This window comes from Arthrobacter sp. CG_A4, assembly GCF_035985125.1.
Taxonomy (GTDB): Bacteria; Actinomycetota; Actinomycetes; order Actinomycetales; family Micrococcaceae; genus Arthrobacter.
Genome location: NZ_JAXCID010000014.1, coordinates 64655 through 86051 on the forward strand (window position 1 = coordinate 64655; position 21397 = coordinate 86051).

General features: G+C 68.1%; 19 protein-coding genes. 3 read left to right on the forward strand and 16 right to left on the reverse strand.

Annotated elements, in window-relative coordinates; translation table 11 throughout:
- Positions 1 to 43: 43 nt before the first annotated feature.
- The 6 genes from RCH07_RS08145 to RCH07_RS08170 form a co-directional block, all read right to left on the reverse strand.
- The gene (locus RCH07_RS08145; protein ID WP_326966962.1) at positions 44 to 547 is read right to left on the reverse strand and encodes a CinA family protein; all 504 of its coding nucleotides are present in this window, start codon (positions 545 to 547) and stop codon (positions 44 to 46) included.
- Positions 544 to 1185, reverse strand: coding sequence for a CDP-diacylglycerol--glycerol-3-phosphate 3-phosphatidyltransferase (gene pgsA, locus RCH07_RS08150; RefSeq protein ID WP_326966963.1), 642 nt, complete (start codon positions 1183 to 1185; stop codon positions 544 to 546). The genes RCH07_RS08145 and pgsA overlap by 4 nt, the downstream gene beginning before the upstream one ends.
- Before the next feature lie 9 nt (positions 1186 to 1194).
- The gene (locus RCH07_RS08155) at positions 1195 to 4134 is read right to left on the reverse strand and encodes an FtsK/SpoIIIE family DNA translocase (protein WP_326966964.1); all 2940 of its coding nucleotides are present in this window, start codon (positions 4132 to 4134) and stop codon (positions 1195 to 1197) included.
- Between the two features lie 168 nt (positions 4135 to 4302).
- A complete protein-coding gene (locus tag RCH07_RS08160) occupies positions 4303 to 5994 on the reverse strand; it encodes a ribonuclease J (RefSeq protein ID WP_326966965.1) in 1692 nt (563 codons plus the stop codon).
- A 60-nt stretch (positions 5995 to 6054) separates the two neighbouring features.
- Positions 6055 to 6963, reverse strand: coding sequence for a 4-hydroxy-tetrahydrodipicolinate synthase (gene dapA / locus RCH07_RS08165; protein ID WP_326966966.1), 909 nt, complete (start codon positions 6961 to 6963; stop codon positions 6055 to 6057).
- Positions 6964 to 7736: 773 nt separating this feature from the next.
- Complete coding sequence (locus RCH07_RS08170; protein ID WP_326966967.1) at positions 7737 to 8219, reverse strand: hypothetical protein; 483 nt, start codon at positions 8217 to 8219, stop codon at positions 7737 to 7739.
- 118 nt (positions 8220 to 8337) lie between these two features.
- Between RCH07_RS08170 and RCH07_RS08175 the strand changes: the two genes are divergently transcribed.
- Positions 8338 to 9573, forward strand: coding sequence for a heparan-alpha-glucosaminide N-acetyltransferase domain-containing protein (locus RCH07_RS08175; RefSeq protein ID WP_326966968.1), 1236 nt, complete (start codon positions 8338 to 8340; stop codon positions 9571 to 9573).
- A 53-nt stretch (positions 9574 to 9626) separates the two neighbouring features.
- Here the strand turns inward: RCH07_RS08175 and RCH07_RS08180 are convergent, their stop codons facing one another.
- The 7 genes from RCH07_RS08180 to RCH07_RS08210 all read right to left on the reverse strand — a co-directional run bounded on the left by RCH07_RS08180 (position 9627) and on the right by RCH07_RS08210 (position 15469).
- Entirely contained in the window at positions 9627 to 10106 is a 480-nt protein-coding gene (locus tag RCH07_RS08180; protein ID WP_326966969.1) for a hypothetical protein, read from the reverse strand.
- A 5-nt stretch (positions 10107 to 10111) separates the two neighbouring features.
- Entirely contained in the window at positions 10112 to 10870 is a 759-nt protein-coding gene (dapB, locus tag RCH07_RS08185; RefSeq protein ID WP_326966970.1) for a 4-hydroxy-tetrahydrodipicolinate reductase, read from the reverse strand.
- 101 nt (positions 10871 to 10971) lie between these two features.
- On the reverse strand, positions 10972 to 11490 hold the full coding sequence (locus RCH07_RS08190; protein WP_326966971.1) for a molybdenum cofactor biosynthesis protein MoaE: 519 nt from the start codon (positions 11488 to 11490) through the stop codon (positions 10972 to 10974).
- Complete coding sequence (locus RCH07_RS08195; RefSeq protein ID WP_326966972.1) at positions 11480 to 11992, reverse strand: MogA/MoaB family molybdenum cofactor biosynthesis protein; 513 nt, start codon at positions 11990 to 11992, stop codon at positions 11480 to 11482. Before RCH07_RS08195 ends, RCH07_RS08190 begins: the two co-directional genes overlap by 11 nt.
- Positions 11989 to 12555, reverse strand: coding sequence for a cyclic pyranopterin monophosphate synthase MoaC (moaC, locus tag RCH07_RS08200; protein WP_442784792.1), 567 nt, complete (start codon positions 12553 to 12555; stop codon positions 11989 to 11991). Before moaC ends, RCH07_RS08195 begins: the two co-directional genes overlap by 4 nt.
- Complete coding sequence (locus RCH07_RS08205) at positions 12543 to 13766, reverse strand: molybdopterin molybdotransferase MoeA (RefSeq protein WP_326966973.1); 1224 nt, start codon at positions 13764 to 13766, stop codon at positions 12543 to 12545. Before RCH07_RS08205 ends, moaC begins: the two co-directional genes overlap by 13 nt.
- 53 nt (positions 13767 to 13819) lie before the next feature.
- Entirely contained in the window at positions 13820 to 15469 is a 1650-nt protein-coding gene (locus RCH07_RS08210) for a molybdopterin-dependent oxidoreductase (RefSeq protein ID WP_326966974.1), read from the reverse strand.
- A gap of 119 nt (positions 15470 to 15588) precedes the next feature.
- On the opposite strand from RCH07_RS08210, the gene moaA reads away from it, so the two are divergent.
- Entirely contained in the window at positions 15589 to 16725 is a 1137-nt protein-coding gene (gene moaA / locus RCH07_RS08215) for a GTP 3',8-cyclase MoaA (RefSeq protein ID WP_326966975.1), read from the forward strand.
- Positions 16726 to 16732: 7 nt separating this feature from the next.
- On the forward strand, positions 16733 to 16999 hold the full coding sequence (locus tag RCH07_RS08220; RefSeq protein WP_326966976.1) for a MoaD/ThiS family protein: 267 nt from the start codon (positions 16733 to 16735) through the stop codon (positions 16997 to 16999).
- A gap of 91 nt (positions 17000 to 17090) precedes the next feature.
- On the opposite strand, the gene RCH07_RS08225 is transcribed toward RCH07_RS08220, so the two are convergent.
- The 3 genes from RCH07_RS08225 to RCH07_RS08235 all read right to left on the reverse strand — a co-directional run bounded on the left by RCH07_RS08225 (position 17091) and on the right by RCH07_RS08235 (position 21394).
- Positions 17091 to 17576 carry a DUF1579 domain-containing protein gene (locus RCH07_RS08225; RefSeq protein WP_326966977.1) on the reverse strand — a complete coding sequence of 162 codons (486 nt, stop codon included), beginning with the start codon at positions 17574 to 17576 and terminating at the stop codon, positions 17091 to 17093.
- An 80-nt stretch (positions 17577 to 17656) separates the two neighbouring features.
- Positions 17657 to 19000 carry a M16 family metallopeptidase gene (locus tag RCH07_RS08230; protein ID WP_326966978.1) on the reverse strand — a complete coding sequence of 448 codons (1344 nt, stop codon included), beginning with the start codon at positions 18998 to 19000 and terminating at the stop codon, positions 17657 to 17659.
- Positions 19001 to 19144: 144 nt separating this feature from the next.
- On the reverse strand, positions 19145 to 21394 hold the full coding sequence (locus RCH07_RS08235) for a polyribonucleotide nucleotidyltransferase (RefSeq protein ID WP_326966979.1): 2250 nt from the start codon (positions 21392 to 21394) through the stop codon (positions 19145 to 19147).
- Positions 21395 to 21397: the final 3 nt, after the last annotated feature.

Consider the following 21397-nt stretch of genomic DNA (forward strand, 5'->3'; position numbering starts at 1 on the left):
CGGGAATCGACTTTTGTTCCCGGCAACTTTACGCCCGGTAGCCTTAGGGTGCCAGGGCGTCGAGCAGACGCTCCAGCGCGGCGCCGCAGGCCAGAGCCCGGATTTCGGAACGGGTACCCTCGAAGCTGTACTCGTACGACGTCGACCCCTCCGCGGTGGCGATCCCGATGAAGACGGCGCCGACGGCCCTGCCGCCGTGCGGTTCCGGCCCGGCGACGCCGGTGGTGGACACGCCGATGTCGGCGCCGCAGATCCTGCGGGCACCCTCGGCCATGGCCTCGGCGACCCTCCCGTCCACGGCGCCGACGGCGTCGAGGAGGTCCTGGGGCACGCCGAGTACGCGGGCCTTGACTGAGTTCTGGTAGGAAACGACGCCGCCCTGGAGCATCGCGGAGGCGCCGGGGGTGTCGGCGAGGACAGCCGCGACCATGCCGGCGGTGAGGGACTCGGCTGTGGCCACGGTGAGGCCACAGTCGATCGCCCCGGTGACGGCCAGTCCAGCCATCCGGTGAAGGTTGGGGTGAAGGTTGGGGTGCAGGTTGGTCATGCCTTGCCCTCCTGGGTCTGCTGTTGCCTTGCCCGGATGCCGCTGGAGCGCAGCTTGAGGGCTTCGATGACGTATTCGCCGCCGGTCCAGACCGTGATTGCCAGGGCCACCATCATGACCGCGAAGGCCATCATCCCGAGCCACGGCGCCAGCGAGGCCAGCGGAATGACGTACAGGACGATGGCCACCGTCTGGATGACGGTCTTGAGCTTTCCGCCGCGTGAGGCCGGGATCACGCCGTAGCGGATGACGTAGAAGCGCAGCGCGGTGACGCCCCACTCGCGGACCAGGATCAGGATAGTGACCCACCACGGGAGTTCCTGGAACACGGAGAGCATCACCAGGGCGGAGCCGATCAGGAGCTTGTCCGCGATCGGGTCGGCAATTTTGCCGAAGTCGGTGATGAGGCCGCGGCTGCGGGCGATGTCGCCGTCGAGCTTGTCCGTGTAGATGGCCACCGCGAACGTTGCGGCGGCAATCCAGCGCCACATCCCGTTTTGGGCATCCAGTTCCGGTGCGTCGAGAACGAGGAACCAGACGAAGAAAGGCACCATCACAATCCGCAGCATCGTCAGGATGTTGGGCAGGTTCCAGATCCGCGCGGCGGGCCCGGCGCTGTGTTCTTCGGCGCTAGTCACCTTCCTAGGCTACCGTCCGGTGAGTGACCAGGCGTCCTCAGAGCCGTTGTCATCATCGTCGCCGGAGCCGGAGCCGGAGCCGCCGTCAGCGCCGTCAAAGTACTCCGTGTTCTTGCCACGCCGGTCCAGATCCGCGGCCACGAGGTCCTCCGCATACCCGCCCTGGGCGATGTTGGCATTGGCGTTATCGCTCAGCGCGGCCGTCTGGGAATCGGCGACGGCGGGCATATCCATGCCCTTCATGGCGGCGAGGACGGCGGCAAGGTCATCCGGCTTGACCAGCACATCACGGGCCTTGGAGCCCTCGGAGGGGCCCACGACGCCGCGGGACTCGAGCAGATCCATCAGGCGGCCTGCCTTCGCAAAGCCCACCCTCAGTTTGCGCTGGAGCATCGAGGTGGAGCCGAACTGCGTGGTAACCACGAGTTCGGTGGCCTGCAGCAGGACTTCGAGGTCGTCGCCGATGTCGTCGTCGATCTGCTTCTTCGGCGCTTCGGGGGCGACGTCGTCGCGGTAGTCCGCCTTGAGCTGGCCCTTGACGTGCTCGACGACCTTGTGGATTTCCGATTCCGTGACCCAGGCGCCCTGGACCCGCATTGCCTTGGAGGCGCCCATCGGCAGGAACAGCGCGTCGCCCTGGCCGATGAGCTTCTCGGCGCCCGGCTGGTCCAGGACCACGCGGGAGTCGGTGACCGAGGAGGTCGCGAACGCCATCCGGGAGGGCACGTTGGCCTTGATCAGGCCGGTGACCACATCCACGGACGGGCGCTGGGTGGCCAGGACCAGGTGGATGCCGGCGGCCCGGGCCAGCTGGGTGATGCGGACGATGGAGTCTTCGACGTCGCGCGGGGCGACCATCATCAGGTCGGCGAGTTCGTCCACGATCACCAGCAGGTAAGGGTACGGCCGGATGACCCGCTTGGAACCCTCCGGCGGGATGACCTTGCCGGCCCGGACGGCCTTGTTGAAGTCGTCGATGTGCTTGAAGCCGTAGTTGGCGAGATCGTCGTAGCGGGCGTCCATCTCCCGGACCACCCATTGCAGGGCCTCGGCGGCTTTCTTGGGATTGGTGATGATGGGGGTGATGAGGTGCGGGACGCCCTCGTAGGCCGTGAGCTCCACACGCTTGGGGTCCACCATCACCATACGGACCTCGTCGGGGGTGGCCCGCATCAGAATGGAGGTGATCATGGCGTTCACAAAGGCCGACTTGCCGGCACCGGTGGCGCCCGCCACCAGGAGGTGCGGCATTTTGGCGAGGTTCGCGACGACGTAGCCGCCCTCGACGTCCTTGCCGACGCCGATCACCATGGGGTGTTCTGTGCGCCGGGCATTCTGGCTCCGCAGCACGTCGCCGAGGGACACGGTCTCGCGGTCCGTGTTGGGGATCTCGATGCCGATGGCCGACCGGCCGGGGATGGGGCTGAGGATGCGCACGTCCGAGCTGGCGACGGCGTAGGAGATGTTCTTGGACAGCGCGGTGACGCGTTCCACCTTGGTGCCCGGGGACAGCTCGATCTCGTAGCGGGTCACGGTGGGGCCGCGGCTGAAGCCGGTGACCTGGGCTTCCACATTGAACTGGTTAAGGGTTTCGGTCAGCGAGGCGACAATCGCGTCGTTGGCCTCGGTGCGCTCTTTGGGAATGGATCCCGGTGTCAGGACGTCCGACGGCGGCAGGGTGTACGTGACGTCGCCGGCGAGCGAAAGCTGCTCGGTGCGTTGCGGAATCGGCGTGGGCAGCGGTGGCGGGGTGACAGGCCGCGAGGGGACCTGCGCTGCAGCAGCGGCGGCGGTGGCCGACGGCACGTTGAGCGAACCCGCGGCGATCATGCCGGGGGTGACGAGCGGGATCGCCTCCGTGGCGTTCTCCCCCGCTGTCCCGGCAACACTGCCTGCCGCGGTACCCAGGCCCTGGGCTGCCTTGATCTTTTCGACGGCGATCTCGGCCTGGGTGGGCCGGCGCACGCCGGGTGCCACGGACTGGGAGCCCTTGGCGGCCTCGGCTTCTTCATCGTCGATGAGGGCACGTTCGAAGGCCTCGTCGCCGACGTAGCCCTCGAGGCCGGCGTCGTCGCTGTGATCCTTGCCGAAGAGGCGGCGGCGTTTCTTCCTGGCCGTGGCCGGGGCGTCGTTTTCGGTCAGATAGCTGCGGTCGTGGCCGTCCCGGTCGTCGCCGTCGGCGGCCTGGAGGTCGATGCCCATGAGGTGCTCATAGGCGGCACGCAGCCGGCCCGGGATGGCGCCAAAGGGGGTGGCCGTGACGATCAGCAGGGAGGTGAAGGCCAGCAGGGCGTAAAAAGCCACCGGGACGGCGGCATGGATCGCGGCGAGCGGCGCGGCGGCCAGATAGCCGAGCATGCCGCCCGCCTGGCGCAGTCCGTCGAAGCCGTCCGCGACGGTGGGCTCGCCCCCGATGATGTGGGCCAGGCCGGACCCGGCGAACGTCATGATCAGGAAGCCGATGCCGATCCTGTTGTTGCCGCGGCCGTCAACGGGCTGGCGGAACAGGCGGAAAGCGCAGACGAAGAGCATCAGCGGCAGCAGCAGGGACATCCAGCCGAAGGTGCCGTTGACGATTCCGAAGACCATGTCCGGGAACCAGCCGCGGAAGCCCCACCAGGCAAAGGTGGCGATTAAGACGCCGAGGGCGAGGTTGAACAGGGCTGCGCCGTCGCGGCGCTCGCCGGGGGCGAGATCGCTGACGTCGGAGCCGATCCGGCGGACACCGGCGCCTACAACGTGGGCAACGCCCAGCCAGGCGCCGGCCACCACCCGGACCAGCCACGGCTGTTTGGGCTCGACGGCGGCCAGCTGGCGGGTGCGCGCGGTGCCTGCGGATCCTCCGGACCTGCTGGTTTTGGACGCAGCCGGGCCGGCGCCCCGGGCCGGGGAGCTGCCTGATTTACCGCTGGAGTTTCCTCTAGGCGCGGAGGAAGTTCGTGTCGCCATACCCGCTACGGTACCCGACGCCTGGCCGAAACCTGCGGATTTTCGGGCCTGCGCGGGGATCATGTTGCGCCGGACGGGTGCACAAAAACGGCCCTCCCGGCCCGCCGCAACCAGAAGGCTGCGGGCAGGCCGGGAGGGCCGCCGTCGTGCTGTCGGTGGCTGCGACGCTTAGGCCTCCAGGACCACCGGGATGATGAGGGGCTTGCGGCGCAGCTTGCGGTTGACCCAGGTGCCGACGACGCGGCGGACAACCTGCTGCAGCTGGTGCGTGGTGTGGTCCGAGCGGTTGAGCACGGCTTCCTCCAGCGCGGCATTGATCTTGGGGATGATCTCGTCGAAGACGGAGTCATCCTCGGCCACGCCGCGGGCGTGGATCTCCGGACCGGAGACCACCTTGCCGGTGGCGCGGTGGATCACGGTGATGATGGAGATGAAGCCTTCATCGCCGAGAGTCTGGCGGTCCTTCAGATCGGCGTCGGTGATTTCGCCAACGCTGGAGCCATCGACGTAGACGAAGCCCACCTCGACCTGGCCGACGATGTCGGCCTGGTGGTCACGAAGGTCGATCACGGTGCCGTTGTCCCCGAGGAGAATGCTCTCCTCGGGGACGCCGGAATCCAGGGCGATCTTGCCGTTGGCGATCAGGTGGCGGGTTTCACCGTGCACCGGCATCGCGTTGAGCGGCTCAAGAATGTTGTAGCAGTACAGCAGCTCGCCGGCGGCCGCGTGGCCGGAGACGTGCACCTTGGCATTGCCCTTGTGGATGACGTCGGCGCCGAGCTTGAGCAGGCCGTTGATGATGCGGAAGACGGCGTTCTCGTTGCCCGGGATCAGGCTCGAGGCGAGGATAACGGTGTCGCCCTGGCCCACCACAACGCGGTGGTCGCCGTTGGCCATGCGGGACAGGGCCGCCATCGGCTCGCCCTGGGAACCGGTGGACATCAGGACCACCCGGTTGTCCGGCAGATTGTCGATGTTCTTGATGTCGACCAGGATGCCGGCCGGTACATCGAGGTAGCCGAGCTTCTCGGCGATCGCCATGTTGCGGACCATCGAGCGGCCGACGAAGGCAACTTTGCGGTTGTGGTTGGCGGCAGCGTCGAGGACCTGCTGGACGCGGTGGACGTGCGAGGAGAACGAGGCCACGATCAAGCGCTTGGAGGCCTGGCCGAAGAGCCGGTCCAGGGTGGGCCCGATGTCCTTCTCGGCGGTGGTGAAGCCCGGCACGTCGGCGTTCGTGGAGTCCGACATAAACAGGTCCACGCCTTCTTCGCCCAGCTTGGCGAAGTGGCGGAGGTCCGTGATGCGTCCGTCCAGCGGCAGCTGGTCCATCTTGAAGTCGCCGGTGTGCAGCACGGTGCCGCCGGCCGTGCGGATGAACACGGCGAGGGCATCGGGGATCGAGTGGTTGACGGCTACGAATTCGCATTCGAAGGGGCCGAACTTTTCAACCTGCCCCTCGGTGACCGTCTGCAGGACGGGCTTGATCCGGTGCTCCTGCAGCTTCGCCTCGATGAGGGCCAGCGTCAGCCGGGAGCCCACCAGGGGGATGTCGGCGCGCAGGCGCAGCAGGTACGGAACCGCGCCGATGTGGTCCTCGTGGCCGTGGGTCAGGACGACGGCGACGATGTCGGCGAGGCGGTGCTTGATGTAAGAGAAATCAGGCAGGATCAGGTCGACACCGGGCTGGGTTTCCTCCGGGAAGAGGACACCGCAATCGACAATGAGCAGCTTGCCGTCGACCTCGAAGACGGTCATGTTCCGGCCGATCTCGCCCAGGCCGCCCAGGGGAACGATCCGCAGGGTGTCCTTGAGCAGTTTCGGCGGCGTGACAAGGCCGGGAAGGGCGGTTTGGGTCATAATGCACTACTTTCCAGGCAGGATCCGGCCTGGTCTTTGCCGATCAGGATCAATACCCGATCAGGAAAAGACCATTCCGGCTTCTGCCAAGTCCTCGCGGATGGTTTCGATCTCGGCGTCGCCCGGCTCCACGAGGGGCAAACGGACAACCGAGTTGGGCAGGACTCCCTGCCACTTAAGAACTTGCTTCGCAGCAACAGCACCCTGGATATGGGTCATCACTGCACGGACCACGGGGTCCAGTTCGAAATGTATGGTGCGGGCGGCAGCAAAGTCGCCCGCAAGTGCGGCATCGATCATGGCACGGAATTGAGGGGTCGCGACGTGTGCGGTGACGCTGACGAGGCCGACGGCGCCGGCTGCCATCCATGGCAGGGTCAGTCCGTCGTCGCCGGAATAGACGTCGAGGTCCGTGTTGGCAAGCACGCGGGTGACGGCAGCAAAGTCAGCTTTGGCGTCTTTGAGCGCAATGATGTTCGGGTGGTCCGCGAGCCGGATCATGGTTTCCGGCAGGATCGGGACGCCGGCCCGGCCTGGAATGTCATAGACCATCACCGGAAGATCCGCAGCGTCGGCGACGGCTTCGATGTGGGCCTGGATGCCGGCCTGGCTCGGCTTGTTGTAGTACGGGGTCACGATCAATTGGCCGTGGGCCCCGGCCTTGACGGCCCGCCTGGCCATCTCGATCGAGTGCGAGGTGTGGTTGGTGCCGGTTCCGGCGATGACTTTGGCGCGGTCCCCGACAGCCTCGACGATGACGCGGAACAGCTTTTCCTTTTCGTCGTCCTCCAGCGTGGAGGTTTCCCCGGTAGTGCCGGAAACAACTAAGGCATCGTTGCCGTCGTCGACGAGCTTGTTGGCCAGCTCTGCGGACTGCTGATAGTCGACTTCCCCGTCGGAAGTGAACGGCGTGACCATGGCGGTCACAAGGGTTCCGAACGTGTAGGAGCGAATGTCAGAGTCAGCCATATGAAAAACGTTACCCTGTCCCCGGCGTGTTATGACAATGCAGCGGACGTGACGAAGATCAAATCCGGCCGCCGAGCGTCTCCTGAGCCGTGTCCTGAGCCATGTCCTCCGGCGTGCCGTCGTCCGCGGCGGCGGCAGGGTGCGCGGCGCCTGGGCCTTTTCGCGCCGGGGGACATGCCCATTCTTCGCACCCTGGACCGGGCACAATGACGCTATGTCCATCCATTGGCCCCGGCGCGGGGCATGTCCCCTTGGGCCGGTGTCCAGTCCAGTTGTCCAATCCAGCGGGACATGCCCATTCTTCGCACCCTGGACCGGGCACAATGACTCTATGTCCACCCGCTGCCCCCGGCGCGGGGCATGTCCCTCTGGGCCGGTGTCCTGTCCAGCGGGCGTTTTCGTTGACGTGATCGGGTGCAGGTGGCCGGCGGGGCGTTCCTTCCCGGTTGCCCGCCGCCACACCCTCTGCCGGCCGGGGCGCAGCCCGGATTCGAGTGCGCGTCTGGAGCCGGGCGCCGAAGTATCCGGGGAGGACCGTCACGGCTCGGGTGCGCGGGGCTGGTCGCCTCCAGCGTCGGGTGGGTCCGGCGGCGGGTGGGTCCGGCGGCGGGGAGCCGGGCATCACCGCGGGTAACGCGGGGGACATGCCCATTCTTCGCACCCGTGACTGGGCAGAAGGAAACCATGTCCACCCGCTGTCCCCGGCGCGGAGCATGTCCCTGAGCCCGGCCACCGCGCCCGGAACCCCAACGAATTTAACGAAAATGCCCAGCTCACGCTGCCGGGGCTGCCCCGGCGGCCCCGGCGGCCCCTGCGGATGGTGCGGCGGTCGGGGCGGCGCTGGCGGACGGTGCGGCTGTATCGGACGGCGGGGCGCAATACCGGCCGACCGCGCTTTCACGCAGGGACTCCGTCCAGGCGGAGAGACGCTGAGTGGCGCGCACATAATGGAACAGTTCGGTGGGGGTGAGTGCTTCGAGGTCTGCCTCGGCAAGTCGGCGGGCCAATTCGGCGCCGGGCATCTGGGCCGAGAGTGCCAACCCCTCGCGGTGCCATTGGACATCCTCCGCAGATTCACCGGCGACCAGCCGGCGGAAGAGGAAGTCCACCGCGCCGGGACTCATGGCTTTGAGCACCCCGGCCATACCCTCCCCTGGGCTGCGCTCCTCAAGAGCTCCGTCCTCAAAAGCGCCGTCCTCAAAGGCCTGGTCCTGGATGAGTCGGTCCTGGAATGCGGGCTCCGGTGCGATGTCCATGATTTCATGTTATTCGAACATATATTCGAATGCAAGAGCTTCTGCCCCTCCCTGACTCCCTACGGTTTAGTGCCTCCGCTAGAAGCCTCGGCACAGCCGGATATGAGACGATCGGACGATGACTCCGCGCGGATTGGCATCCACATCCCGGACCGCCGCGGGCAAGGCCGCCGGCGTCCGGCTGACCGGCATCGATGCCGCCCGCGGGCTGGCCCTGCTCGGCATGATGGCCACGCATGTACTGCCAACCTTCGAATCCGATGCGCAGCTGAGCCCCACCTGGGTCGGGCTCGTTTTCTCCGGACGGGCCTCGGCGCTGTTCGCCGTACTCGCCGGGATCGGCCTCGCGCTATCGACCGGGAAGCAGCAGCCGCTGCAGGGCACGGAATTGTGGGCCGCCCGCCGGGGAATCGCGCTCCGGGCGCTCGTGGTCGGCGCCGTCGGACTCTCCATCGGCGGACTCGAAGTGAACATCGCCATCATCCTGGTCCACTACGCCGTACTGTTCCTCTGCGTTCTGCCGTTCCTCGGATTCGACGTCAAACGCCTGCTCATCCTTGCTGTCGGCTGGGTGCTGATCACGCCCGCTCTCGCCTTCCTGCTCCGGCCCTGGCTCCTCACCTCCACGCCTCCGCTGCGACTGGGCCACAACCCCAGGTGGGAGGACCTCACCACGCCGCCTGCCCTGCTCGGCGACCTCTTCCTGACCGGCTATTACCCGGTTTTCCAGTGGATCGCCTACCTACTGATCGGGCTCGCCATTGGCAGGCTGGCACTCACGACGGCGGCGGTTCCGGTCCTGCTGCTGGCGGCGGGTACCGCCGTGGCGGTCCTGGCCAAGTGGCTCAGTACGGTGATGATGGAGGACTGGGGCGGCCGTGCGGCCCTGCAGGCACAACTTACCGATCCTTCGTACCCGTTGAAGAGCCTTCTCGAGGTCAATCTGGCGGGTGTCGACCAGTCAGGCTCCGCCTGGTGGCTCGCTACGAGCTCCCCGCACTCGGGCACCACGCTGGATCTGCTGCACACCTCGGGGGTAGCGGCAGCCGCCGCCGGCGTGTTCCTGCTGCTGGGCCGGCTCAGCCAGGGCGCCAGGATGGATGCGCTGCTTCCGCTGCGGGGCGCCGGTGCCATGACCCTGAGTCTGTACGCAGCCCACCTCTGCGTGATGGCGTCCCTGTACGGCCAACCGCTGCCATCCGGGTGGACGGTGGAGGGCCTCTATTGGGTCCAGGCGGCCGCCGTCGTGCTGATCGGCGGGATCTTCGCGGCATTGTCCTGGCGGGGTCCGCTGGAATGGGTGGCCCATGCCGCCAACCGGCTCGGCCGGCACCGGCCCGCCCGGCTCCGGTAGCGCAAGTAGCCGGGAGCGCCGCGGGCCCGGCGTCGGCGATGGGCCCGGGTTGCTCAGGCTTTCGGTGCGGCGCGGAACAGCCGGACGGCGTCGCGCATCGAGGCGCGGGCGCGCTTGCGGTCGCCGGCGGCGTCGTAGGCGCAGCTGAGCCGGAACCAGGAGCGCCAGTTCTCCGGCGCCGCTTCGGTCTCGACGCGGTACTTCTCGAACTCGGCGTCGGCTGCCTCCCGGATGATCCGGCCGGCCGGGGTGCGCGGCAGATTGTCTTCCGGCAGGCCGCCCTCGGCTTCGAGGGCCTTGGCCATTTGTTCGGTCCGGACGCCGAACAGCAGTTCCCGGAGCAGGGCCCAGGCACCGATGACGGGCAGGGCCAGGTAGGCAACGCCGATGGCCTTGGCCATCGGGTTCTCGTCCGCCATCAGCAGCACCGAACGCTGGAAGGACACCACCAGATAGAACACCAGCAGCAGGGTGACGGCTCCCACCCAGATCTTGGTGCGGTTTGCTTTCAGGGCGGTCAGCACATTGGCCACGGCGTTCAGAGTCCCAGGTCCAGGTAGCCGTCGAGGCCCACGGTGAGGCCCGGGTTCGCCGCTACGTTGCGGATGCCCAGCAGGACGCCGGGCATAAAGGAGGCACGGTCGAAGGAGTCGTGCCGGAAGGTCAGCTGCTCCCCCGGACCGCCGAGCAGGACTTCCTGGTGCGCGACGAGGCCGCGGAGCCGGACGCTGTGGACGCGGACGCCGTCGACCTCGCAGCCGCGCGCTCCCGGGCGTTCGCTTGTGGTGGCGTCAGGGCCGGGCGCGACGCCGGCGGCGGAGCGCTCGGCGGAGATCAGCCGGGCGGTACGCACGGCCGTTCCCGAGGGCGCGTCCACCTTCTCCGGGTGGTGCAGTTCGATGATTTCCACCGATTCGAAGTAGCGCGAAGCCTTTGCCGCGAAGGCGGAGGCCAGGACCGAGCCGAGCGCGAAATTCGGCGCGATCAGGACTCCCACGCCGGTCTGGCCGGCGAGGAGCTCCTCGAGCCGGCCCAATCTCTCCGCATCCCAGCCGGTGGTGCCAACGACGGCGTGCATGCCGTGTTCGACGGCGAAGCGGACGTTGGCTTCGGTGCTCTCGGGAACCGTCAGGTCCACCACGATCTGCGCGCCGGATTCGACCAGGCTATCGAGGGGATCGTTCCGGCCCAGGGCAGCCACGAGCGACAGGTCCGCGGCAGCCTGGACAGCCCTCACCGCTTCGGCGCCCATGCGCCCGTTCGCGCCCAGTACGGCGACTGCGAGTTGTTCGGTCATGGCATCAACCCTACCGCCGGGGCCGTGGCCGCCTTGAACCGGCGGCCGTGCGTGACGGGCCCGCCGCTGGTCGCTGATCCCGCGCGCTGGGGCCGGAGCGTTTACTCCACTGCACCCACCCATTCCACCGTGCCGTCGTTAAAGAACTGTTCTTTCCAGATAGGGACCTCGGCCTTGATCCGGTCCACCAGCTCCGAGCAGACCTCGAAAGCCTGGCCGCGGTGCGGAGCAGAGACCGCGCAGACGAGCGCGGGGTCGCCGATCCGGAGCATCCCGATCCGGTGCGCCGCCCAGATCCGGACCGGCCCGACTCGGGTTCCGCCGGGCGCCCCGGTCGCTTCGCCGGGCGCTCCGGCCGCTTCGCCGGCGGCCACCTGTTCGGCCGCCAGGGATGCGACGACGTCGGCCATCACCTGGTGCGCCGTAGGGTGCGCGCTGTAACTGAGCCGCTCTACCGCCCTGCCGCCGTCGTGGTTCCGGACCACGCCGCTGAAGCTGACCACGGCACCGGCGGTGTCCGATTCGACGGCGGCGATCGCCTGGTCCACGGAGAGAGGTTCGGCGCTGAGTACCGCGTGCAGCACTTCGAAGGCTGGTTCAAAGGTTGGTTCAGTGGCCATGGCTGCCTTCCAGCTGGTCGCAGAGGTGCCCGAGAATGGGATCCAGCACACTCAGGCCGTCCATCACGCCCTTCGGGGATCCGGGGAGGTTCACAACGAAGGTCTGGCCGGCCGCGCCGGCGTGGCCGCGGCTGAGCATGGCCATCGGGGTCTTGCTCATTCCGGCGCCGCGGATGCCTTCCATGATGCCGGGAATCTCACGGTCCAGCAGGGGCAGGGTCTGTTCCGGGGTGGCGTCGGTGGGGCTGAGGCCGGTGCCGCCGCTGGTAATGATGACGGCCGGCGCCTGGCTCAGGAGGGCGCGCAGGGCGGCCCCTACGGCCGCCCCGTCCGGGACCACCATCACCGGATAAGGTTCGAAGCCGTGTTCGGTGAGCCAGTCGATGATGACCGGCCCGGTGAGGTCCTGGTAGATTCCGGCCGCGGCCCGGGTGGAGGCGATTACGACGCCGGCCTTCCGCCCGGTGGCTTCACCGTGACGGTGTGGTTCGGGCGTGCTCATAGTGTCCAGTCCCCGCTCTTGCCGCCGCTTTTGGCGAGCACTTTGATGTCGGTAAGCACCGCGTGTTTGTCCACGGCCTTGATCATGTCGTACACGCTGAGGGCGGCCACCGAGGCGGCGGTCAGAGCTTCCATTTCGACGCCGGTGACGCCGCGGGTTTTGACGGTGGCAAACACTGTGACCATGTCGGCGTCGAGCTCAAAGTCGACCGTGACCTTCGCGATCGGCAGCGGGTGGCAGAGCGGGATGAGCTCGGGGGTCTTCTTGGCGGCCATAATGCCGGCGACGCGGGCGACGGCGAGGGCGTCGCCTTTGGGCAGGTCCCCGGAGCCGAGGAGGGCCAGGACCTCGGCCGTGGTGCGGACCGTTGCGGTGGCCATGGCCTCGCGGGTGCTTTCGGCCTTGTTGGACACATCGACCATGTGGGCTGTGCCGTCCTGGCGCAGATGCGTCAGGACGGATTTTGCTGTGCCGGCGGTATTCGTTCCGGCGGTATTTGCTGCGGCGGTATTTGTTCCGGCGGTATTTGCTGCGGGGTCTTCTGTTTGGTTCACAGCATCCATACTTCCACCTCGGCGCCCTCGGCGAGCGCGGCAATTCCGTCCGGCACATGCACCAGCGCATTGGAGTGCGCCAGCGCGCTGACCAGGTGCGAGCCGGCGCCGCCTTCCAGCCCCACCGTACCGTCCGGCCGGAGCGTGCCTCGCCGGACCTGGTGCTTGCCCGGCGGGGACGTCAGCGCTTCGGCCAGCCGCGCCCGGACCGCCGGGCGCGGTGCCGGTGAGCCGAACAGGGCGCCGAGCACGGGGCGAAGGAACATTTCGAAGGAGACGAGGCAGCTGACCGGGTTCCCCGGGAACCCGAGGACGGGGACGCCGTCGAACGTTCCGATCCCCTGCGGCCCGCCGGGCTGCAGTGCGACGCCGAGGAACTCGACGTCGTGTCCCTCCATCGCCTGCCGGACCACCTCGTAGGCGCCCTTGCTGACGCCGCCGGTGGTGACGATCAAGTCAACGTCCGGCGTGTGCCGGCGCAGCAGGCCGGTGAGCTCCCCCGGGCGGTCGGTGGAGATCCCGGTCCTGGTCACCTCGAGTCCGGCCTGCCGCATGGAGGTTTCGAGCAGGGTCGCGTTGGAATCGTAGATCTTGCCGGGCCCCAGCGGGCTGCCGGGTTCAACCACTTCATCCCCGGTGGTGACCAGGAGGATCCGCAGGGCGCGGTAGGCGGGCACCTCGGTGAATCCCAGGGCTGCCAGCAGTCCCAGCTGTCCGGGCCCCAGGAACGTCCCGGCGGCGAGCGCCAACTCCCCGGTGCGGATATCGCTGCCGGCGTTCCGGACAAAGTTCCCTGCCGCAGCCGCAGGCAGGCGGACCGTGGCCGGCTCCCCGGGCACGGGAAACGAATCGGGCACGGCCAGTTCGATCGGGACGACGGCGTCCGCTCCGGGCGGCATCATCGCGCCGGTCATAATCGGCGCGGCGGTGCCGGGGGCCAGCTCCGCCGGGGCGATGCCGGCGGGAACGGGAGCGGCGACGCGCAACTCCGCTCCGTCGTCGGGCACGTCGGTGCTGCGGATCGCGAAGCCGTCCATCTGGGAGTTCGCGAACGACGGCAGGTCCAGCGGAGCCACGATGTCCTCTGCCAGTCCCCGGCCAAGGGCAGCGAGGAGCGGGAACCGTTCGATCCGGTCCGGTGTGCGGAGCGGGGCCAGCAGCCGGCGGACAGCTTCGCGGTGCGCTTCCACGGTGGCGTGCCGTGTCTTAGTGCGGTGCATGCGTTGGTGACCCCTCGTTTAGCCCCGTGGCTTTAGCCCCGTGGCGTGGCTCGTCAGGACTTCACCTCAACTCTAACCGTGTGATAGCCGGTGGCACCGCTGGGCACTACGGGGGCCCGGTCCTCCACCTGCGCAGCGCCGTCCAGGTCCGTGGCCCGGACCTGGACCTCGTACCTCCCCGGGGTCAATGGCAGCGCCAGCTTCCATTGGTACCAGGTGTCCTTGGAGATCCCCGGGGCCAGCTCCGCCTCCTGCCATTCGCCGCGGTTGACCCGAAGCTCCACCTTGCCTATCCCGGTGTGCTGCGCCCAGGCAACGCCACCGAAGGCCACGTTCCCGGACCTAACGGAACGCCCGTCCCGGGGCACGTCGATGCGGGAGGAGGTCTTGATGGGGCCGAGCTCGGACCAGCCCCGGGGGGTCCAGTAGCCAACGTCGTCCGCGAAGCGTGTGACCTTGAGCTCCGTGACCCATTTGGTCGCCGAAACGTAGCCATAGAGGCCAGGCACCACGAGCCGGACCGGGAAGCCGTGCTCCAGCGGCAGCGGCTCTCCGTTCATCCCGACTGCCAGGAGCGCGTCCCGGCTGTCCGTGAGCACTTCCAGCGGCGTGCCGGCGGTCCAGCCGTCCGTGCTGCGGGAGAGGACCATGTCCGCCCCGGCTTTCGGCCCGGCCAGCGCCAGCAGTTCGCGGACCGGCCAGCCGAGCCAGCGGGCGTTGCCGATCAGGTCCCCGCCCACCTCGTTGGAGACGCAGGCGATGGTCACGTGCCGTTCGATCAGGGGTTTGGCCAGCAGTGCCGCGAAGTCCAGTTCAACCTCGCGATCCACCAGGCCGGTAACTTTCAGCGTCCACTGGCCCGGGTCCACCACCGGGACGCGCAGCGCGGTGTCGATCCGGTAGAAGTCTTTGTTGGGGGTGACCAGCGGGCCGATGCCGTCCAGCCGCAGCTCGGCGCCGGCCGGGACCGGGGGTGCGGGCGAGGCTGGGACGGGGAGCACGAGCTTGCTGCGCAGCTCACCGACGACGGCGGCAGCTCCCCTCAGGGTGGTGGCGAGCACCCCGGCAACGGCGGCGACGGCGGCCGTCCCGCCGAGCGTCTGCAGGAAGCGGCGCCGGGCGGGGCCTGACAAGGCGGGCTCCTGCGGGGCGGGCTGGTGCGGGACAGGGCTGTCACGCCACTCCCCCAGCCGCCGGATCAGCCAGCGCAGCAGCACCATACCCGCCACGGCTGCGAGCAGCGGGACCGGGATCGCATTCGCGGTCTGTCCGGTGCGGCCCAGCACGGCCACAAGGCCCACCACGCCGAAGACGGCGATGATGGCCACGCCGGCGAAGCGGCGACGGCGCTCCACTATTCCGGCCACGGCCGCCAGCGCAGCGATGACCAGGGCCATGCCGCACAACAGCGCGATCTTGTCGGCGGTGCCGAACAAGGCGATGGCCCAGTCCTTGACCGCCTGCGGGACGGCGTCGATCACAGCGCCCCCTACGGCAGTCACGGGCGAGATGGAGGGGCTCACGATCCCGGCGGCAAGTTCGCCCAGGGCCACGCCCGCGCCGACGGCGACGACGCCGGAAGCCGCGGCCCACCGGCTCCGTTGCCGGCCGGCCGTGCTTCGGGCGGGGTCCGGCCGCCCGGGCCGTGGGGGCGGCTGTGTGGCGTCAGCCGCTGTTTCCGGCGAGCTCTGCGAGGTCTTCATCCCTCCAGCATAGGTTCGCCGGCGGTCCGGGGCACCGCGAAGACACCCTGGCGCAAACCAGCCGAATCCCGTCACTCAACGGTAGGCATGCCGGGGCCGAGGTGGCGTAGCCTGACTTTATGAGTGTTCACCTTGGCATGCCCCAGCCCCGTGCGGATGACAGCCCCGGCGCGGGCACATCCGGGCCGCAACTGCCCGGACGTCCGGCCGCTCTGGCCCCCGGGCTGGTGGACCGCTATGGCCGCCGCGCCACAGACATGCGGCTGTCGCTGACGGACAAATGCAATCTGCGCTGCACTTACTGCATGCCGGCCGAAGGCCTGGAATGGCTCTCCAAGCAGGCCGTGATGTCCGCGGCGGAAATCGTCCGGATCGTGCGGATCGGAGTCGATATGCTGGGCGTGCGCGAACTGCGGCTGACCGGCGGGGAACCCCTGGTCCGCGCCGACCTGCTGGCCATTATTTCCGCACTCCGCGAGGCCCACCCGGATCTGCCGATCTCCATGACCACCAACGCCGTCGGCCTGGACAAAAAGGCCGCCGGGCTGAAAGCCGCCGGACTCTCCCGGATCAACGTCTCGCTGGACTCACTCCACGAGGAGACCTTCGCGAAGCTGACCCGGCGCCCCTTCCTCAACAAAGTGCTGGCAGGCGTGGACGCCGCCTGGGCCGCCGGCCTGGGCCCCGTAAAGCTCAACGCCGTGCTGATGCGCGGCATCAACGACGTCGAGTCCCCCGCCCTGCTGGCCTGGGCACTGGACCGCGGCTACGAGCTGCGCTTCATCGAGCAGATGCCGCTCGACGCCGACCACGGCTGGACCCGCCGGAACATGATCACCGCCGCGGAAATCCGTGAGCTGCTCTCCGTCGATTACGTGCTCAGCACCGATCCGAGGGACCGCGACGGCGCCCCGGCGGAACGCTTCGAGGTCCGGGCCCGCGTGCCCGGCACGGCCGAGGCTACCGGTCCGGTGCTCGGAACCGTTGGGATCATCGCCTCCGTGACCGAGCCGTTCTGCTCCGATTGCCGCCGCACGCGCATCACGGCCGAAGGCAAGATCATGAGCTGCCTGTTCTCCCGCGAGGAAGTCGACCTGCTGGGGCTGCTCCGTGAGGGCGCCAGCGACGAACAGCTCGCCGAGCGCTGGCAGGATGCCATGTGGATCAAGCCCAAGGCCCACGGTATGGACCACGTCGGACTGGACGCTCCGGACTTCGTCCAGCCGGACCGCAGCATGAGCGCCATTGGAGGCTGAACCACCTGTGAACGTACGTTACTTCGCTGCCGCGCGCGCTGCCGCCGGCGTCGACGAGGAGCGCTTTGAGCTCCCCGCGGACGCCACCGTCAACTCGCTGCTCGAGGCGATCCTCGCCGTCGAGCGCCCGGAACCCCCGGCGGGGACGCCGCCGCTGGCGCGGCTGCTGTCCCGGAGCAGCTTCCTGCTCAACGAAGTGGCCGTAAGGAACCGTTCGGCGGTGCTGAAGCCGGACGACGTCGTAGACGTGCTGCCGCCGTTCGCCGGCGGTTAGGCACCGCTTGCGCTATCACTTGCGGCGGCCAACCCGGGGTCTAAAGGCCCGGGAGTGATAGCGCAACCCCATGACACGCGCGCGGCACTGCTCACGCGCGGGCGGCGGTGTTCCCGGCCACTCGCCGGCAGACCGAGGTCATAAAAGGTGTGAATTCGCTCGCGGACCCCAGCCGGAGTCCGGCGCTGTGCGTCAGCACGCCGTCGTCCACCCGGAAGGTGTTCCGCGCGGTGCCGCGGTCGCTGCGCCGCTCCATGGTGAGGGTGCCATCGCGCCAGCTGGCGCGCGCGGCCGCCTCCGGGGGCAGGCCCCTGCTGTTGACGTGGTAAAAGAAGGTGTCCGGGCGGCCGGGGTCCGGGGTGAAGACGCCGTGGCCCTCGGAGCGGGTGCCGTCGGCCTCCGTGTGCCGGTAACTGTGGGTTACGGCCAGCCCGGCGGCTGCGCGGGCGAAGGTCAGTTCGACGGCGGCAACACGTGCCGGTCCCCAGGGCGTCGCCTCCCACTGTGTGGTTCCCGCCCAGTACCCCAGAAAGGCCTCAAGCGCCCCGTGTGCGCTGCCTGGCAGCGGCCGGTCCATCTGTTCCTCCCATGTGGAGTCCTCCCGAGTGAGCCCGTCCTTATCATCACGCGGCGCCGCCGGCCGTGTCTAGGCCCGGCTCAGAGGCCGAAGGTCTCGGTTTCCTCAAAAGGGCCCACCACAGTAACGGTCCGCGGGGCGGCCGCGAGTTCGCGGGCCAACTCCTGGACCTCGGCCGCGGTCACGGCTTTGATCTGGCGCAGCGTCTCGTCGATGTCCTGATACTCGCCGGAGACCAGCTCGGCGCGGCCCAGCCGGGACATCCGGGATCCGGTGTCCTCGAGGGCCAACACGATCCCGCCGCAGAGCTGCCCGACGGCCTTGCGGAGCTCCTCGTCGGAGATGCCGCCCCCGGCCAGGTGGTCCAGCTCGGCGCCGAGGAGTTCCAGGACCTGGCGGACCTTCGACGGCGTGCAGCCGGCGTACATGCCGAAGTAGCCGGCGTCGGCATAGGAGGACGCAAAAGAGTAGGTCGAGTAGACGAGTCCGCGCTTCTCCCGGATTTCCTGGAAGAGCCGGGAGGACATGCCCCCGCCGAGGACGGCGTTGAGCACGCTCATGACGAAGCGGCGCTCATCGGTCGCGACGATCGTGGGGCAGCCCATGATGATGTTGGCCTGTTCCACGGGACGCTTGACCACGTGCAGCCCGGCCGTTCCGGTGATGTCCGCCCGCTCGGTGGAACGCCGCTGCACCGGGGTGGCGTCCGCTTCCAGGGTCCAGCCGGCGGAGTGCAGGGCATCCACCACAAGTCCGCAGACGACGTCGTGGTCCAGCCCGCCTGCGGCGGTGATGACCAGCTCGTCGGGCCGGTAGTAGCGGCGGTAGTGGTCCCAGACCGAGTCGCGGGCGACGGCGCGGATGGCATCCGGGGTGCCGCCGATCGGCCGGCCGAGCGGGTGGGTGCCGAGGACCGCGGCGACGAAGTGCTCGTGGGCTACATCGGTGGGATCGTCGCTGTCCATCGCGATTTCCTCGAGGATGACGTCGCGTTCCTGCTCCATCTCCCGCGGGTCCAGCACGGCGCCGGTGATCATGTCCGCAATGACGTCTATGGCCATGGGAAGGTCGGTGTCCAGCACACGGGCGAAGTAGCAGGTGCTTTCCTTGGCGGTGGCCGCGTTGGACTCCCCGCCCACCTCGTCGAAGGCCGAGGCGATCTCCAGCGCAGTGCGGCGCTGGGTGCCCTTGAACAACAGGTGTTCCAGGAAGTGGGTGGATCCGTGCTGGCCCGGCGCCTCGTCGCGGGAGCCGACGGCCACCCAGAAGCCGATGGTGGCCGAGCGCTGGCCCGGCATCGCCTCGGTCAGGACGCGGACGCCGCCCGGCAGGACCGAGCGGCGCACCTCGGAGCCGCCGTCGGCGCCGTGGATCAGGGTGTCAGTGTGCTGGTTCTGCTCAAGCGGCAGGGGGACGACAGTCATCGAGGCCTTTCAGTAAAAAACGTGCGAAATCTGCCTGCAATCGTACCTTTAACGGCGGCGGGGCCGGTCTTAACAGCGGGGCCGGTCTTAACGGCGGCGGGGCCGGTGGATGATCCACCGGCCCCTCCGCTTGAGTCGGGAAGACTACTCTGCGGGCTCCAGGGAGACCTCAGCGTCGTCTGCGTTCTCAGAGTCTGCCCCGTCAGCCACAACGGGAGACAGAGAGAGCTTGCCGCGGTCATCGATCTTGGTGATTTCCACCTGGATCTTCTGGCCGACGGAGACGACGTCATCGACGTTGTCCACGCGCTTGCCGCCGGCGATCTTGCGCAGCTCGGAGATGTGCAGGAGGCCGTCCTTGCCCGGAGTCAGGGAAACGAAGGCGCCGAAGGTGGTGGTCTTGACAACCGTGCCCAGGTAGCGCTCGCCGATTTCCGGGATCTGCGGGTTGGCGATGGCGTTGATCGCGGACCGTGCTGCGTCGGCAGACGGGCCGTTCGTGGCGCCAATGTAGACCGTGCCGTCATCCTCGATCGAGATGTCGGCTCCGGTGTCTTCCTGGATCTGGTTGATCATCTTGCCCTTCGGGCCGATAACCTCGCCGATCTTGTCTATCGGGATCTTGACCGCGATGACGCGCGGCGCGAACTCGGAGAGCTCGTCCGGGGTGTCGATCGCGGAGTTCAGGACGTCCAGGATGTGCAGGCGCGCTTCGCGGGCCTGCTTCAGGGCTGCTGCCAGGACCGAGGCGGGGATGCCGTCGAGCTTGGTGTCCAGCTGGATGGCCGTGACGAACTCGGAGGTGCCGGCAACCTTGAAGTCCATGTCACCGAAGGCATCTTCGGCGCCGAGGATGTCGGTCAGGGCGGCGTAGCGGGTCTGGCCGTCCACCTGGTCGGAAACCAGGCCCATGGCGATACCGGCAACGGCTGCCTTCAGCGGCACACCTGCATTGAGCAGGGACAGCGTGGAGGCGCAGACGGAACCCATCGACGTCGAACCGTTGGAGCTGAGGGCCTCAGACACCTGGCGGATGGCGTAAGGGAATTCCTCGCGGGACGGCAGCACCGGCATGATGGCGCGCTCTGCGAGGGCACCGTGGCCGATTTCGCGGCGCTTCGGCGAACCGACGCGGCCGGTCTCGCCCGTGGAGTACGGCGGGAAGTTGTAGTTGTGCATGTAGCGCTTGCGCGTCACGGGAGACAGCGAGTCGATCTGCTGTTCCATCTTGAGCATGTTCAACGTGGTGACACCCATGATCTGGGTCTCGCCGCGTTCGAAGATGGCCGAGCCGTGGACGCGGGGCAGAACCTCAACCTCGGCGGTGAGCTGGCGGATGTCCGTCAGGCCGCGGCCGTCGATGCGGATCTGGTCCGTCAGGATGCGCTGGCGCACAACATGCTTGGTGACCGAGCGGAACGCTGCGGACAGCTCCTTCTCGCGGCCTTCGAACTGGCCGGCCAGGGAAGAGGTGACATCGTCCTTGAGCGCGTCGGAGGCCGTGTCGCGTTCCTGCTTGTCGGCAATCTGGAAGACAGCGGCCAGCTTCTCGGCGGCAGCGGACTCGACGGCGGCGTAGACGTCGTCCTGGTAGTCCAGGAAGACCGGGAACTCAACGGTCGGCTTGGCGGCGCGGGCAGCCAGGTCGGACTGAGCGTCACAAAGAGCCTTGATAAACGGCTTGGCGGCCTCGAGGCCCTCCGACACAACCTCTTCGGTCGGGGCGGTGGCGCCCTGTTCCTTAATGAGGTTCCAGGAGTTGTCCGTGGCTTCGGCTTCAACCATCATGATGGCGACGTCGTCGTTCTTGACGCGGCCGGCAACCACCATGTTGAAGACGGCGTTCTCGAGCTGGGAGTGCTTCGGGAAAGCGACCCACTGCGAACCGTGCTCGTCGGCGATCAGGGCAACGCGGACGCCGCCGATCGGGCCGGAGAACGGCAGGCCGGAGAGCTGGGTGGACATCGAGGAAGCGTTGATCGCTACGACGTCGTACAGCTCATCCGGGTTGATGGACAGCACGGTGACCACGATCTGGACCTCGTTGCGCAGGCCCTTGACGAAGGCCGGACGCAGCGGGCGGTCCATCAGGCGGCAGGCGAGGATCGCTTCCGTGGACGGGCGGCCTTCACGTCGGAAGAATGAGCCCGGGATGCGGCCTGCGGCGTACATACGCTCTTCGACGTCGACGGTCAGCGGGAAGAAGTCGAACCCTTCACGCGGGTGTTTGCCGGCGGTGGTGGCGGACAGCAGCGCGGTCTCCTCGTCGAGGTAGACCATCGAAGCCCCGGCTGCCTGCTTGGCAAGACGGCCGGTTTCAAAGCGGATTACACGCTTGCCGAAGCGGCCATTGTCAATGACTGCTTCTGAGAACTGGATTTCGGGACCCTCCATAGA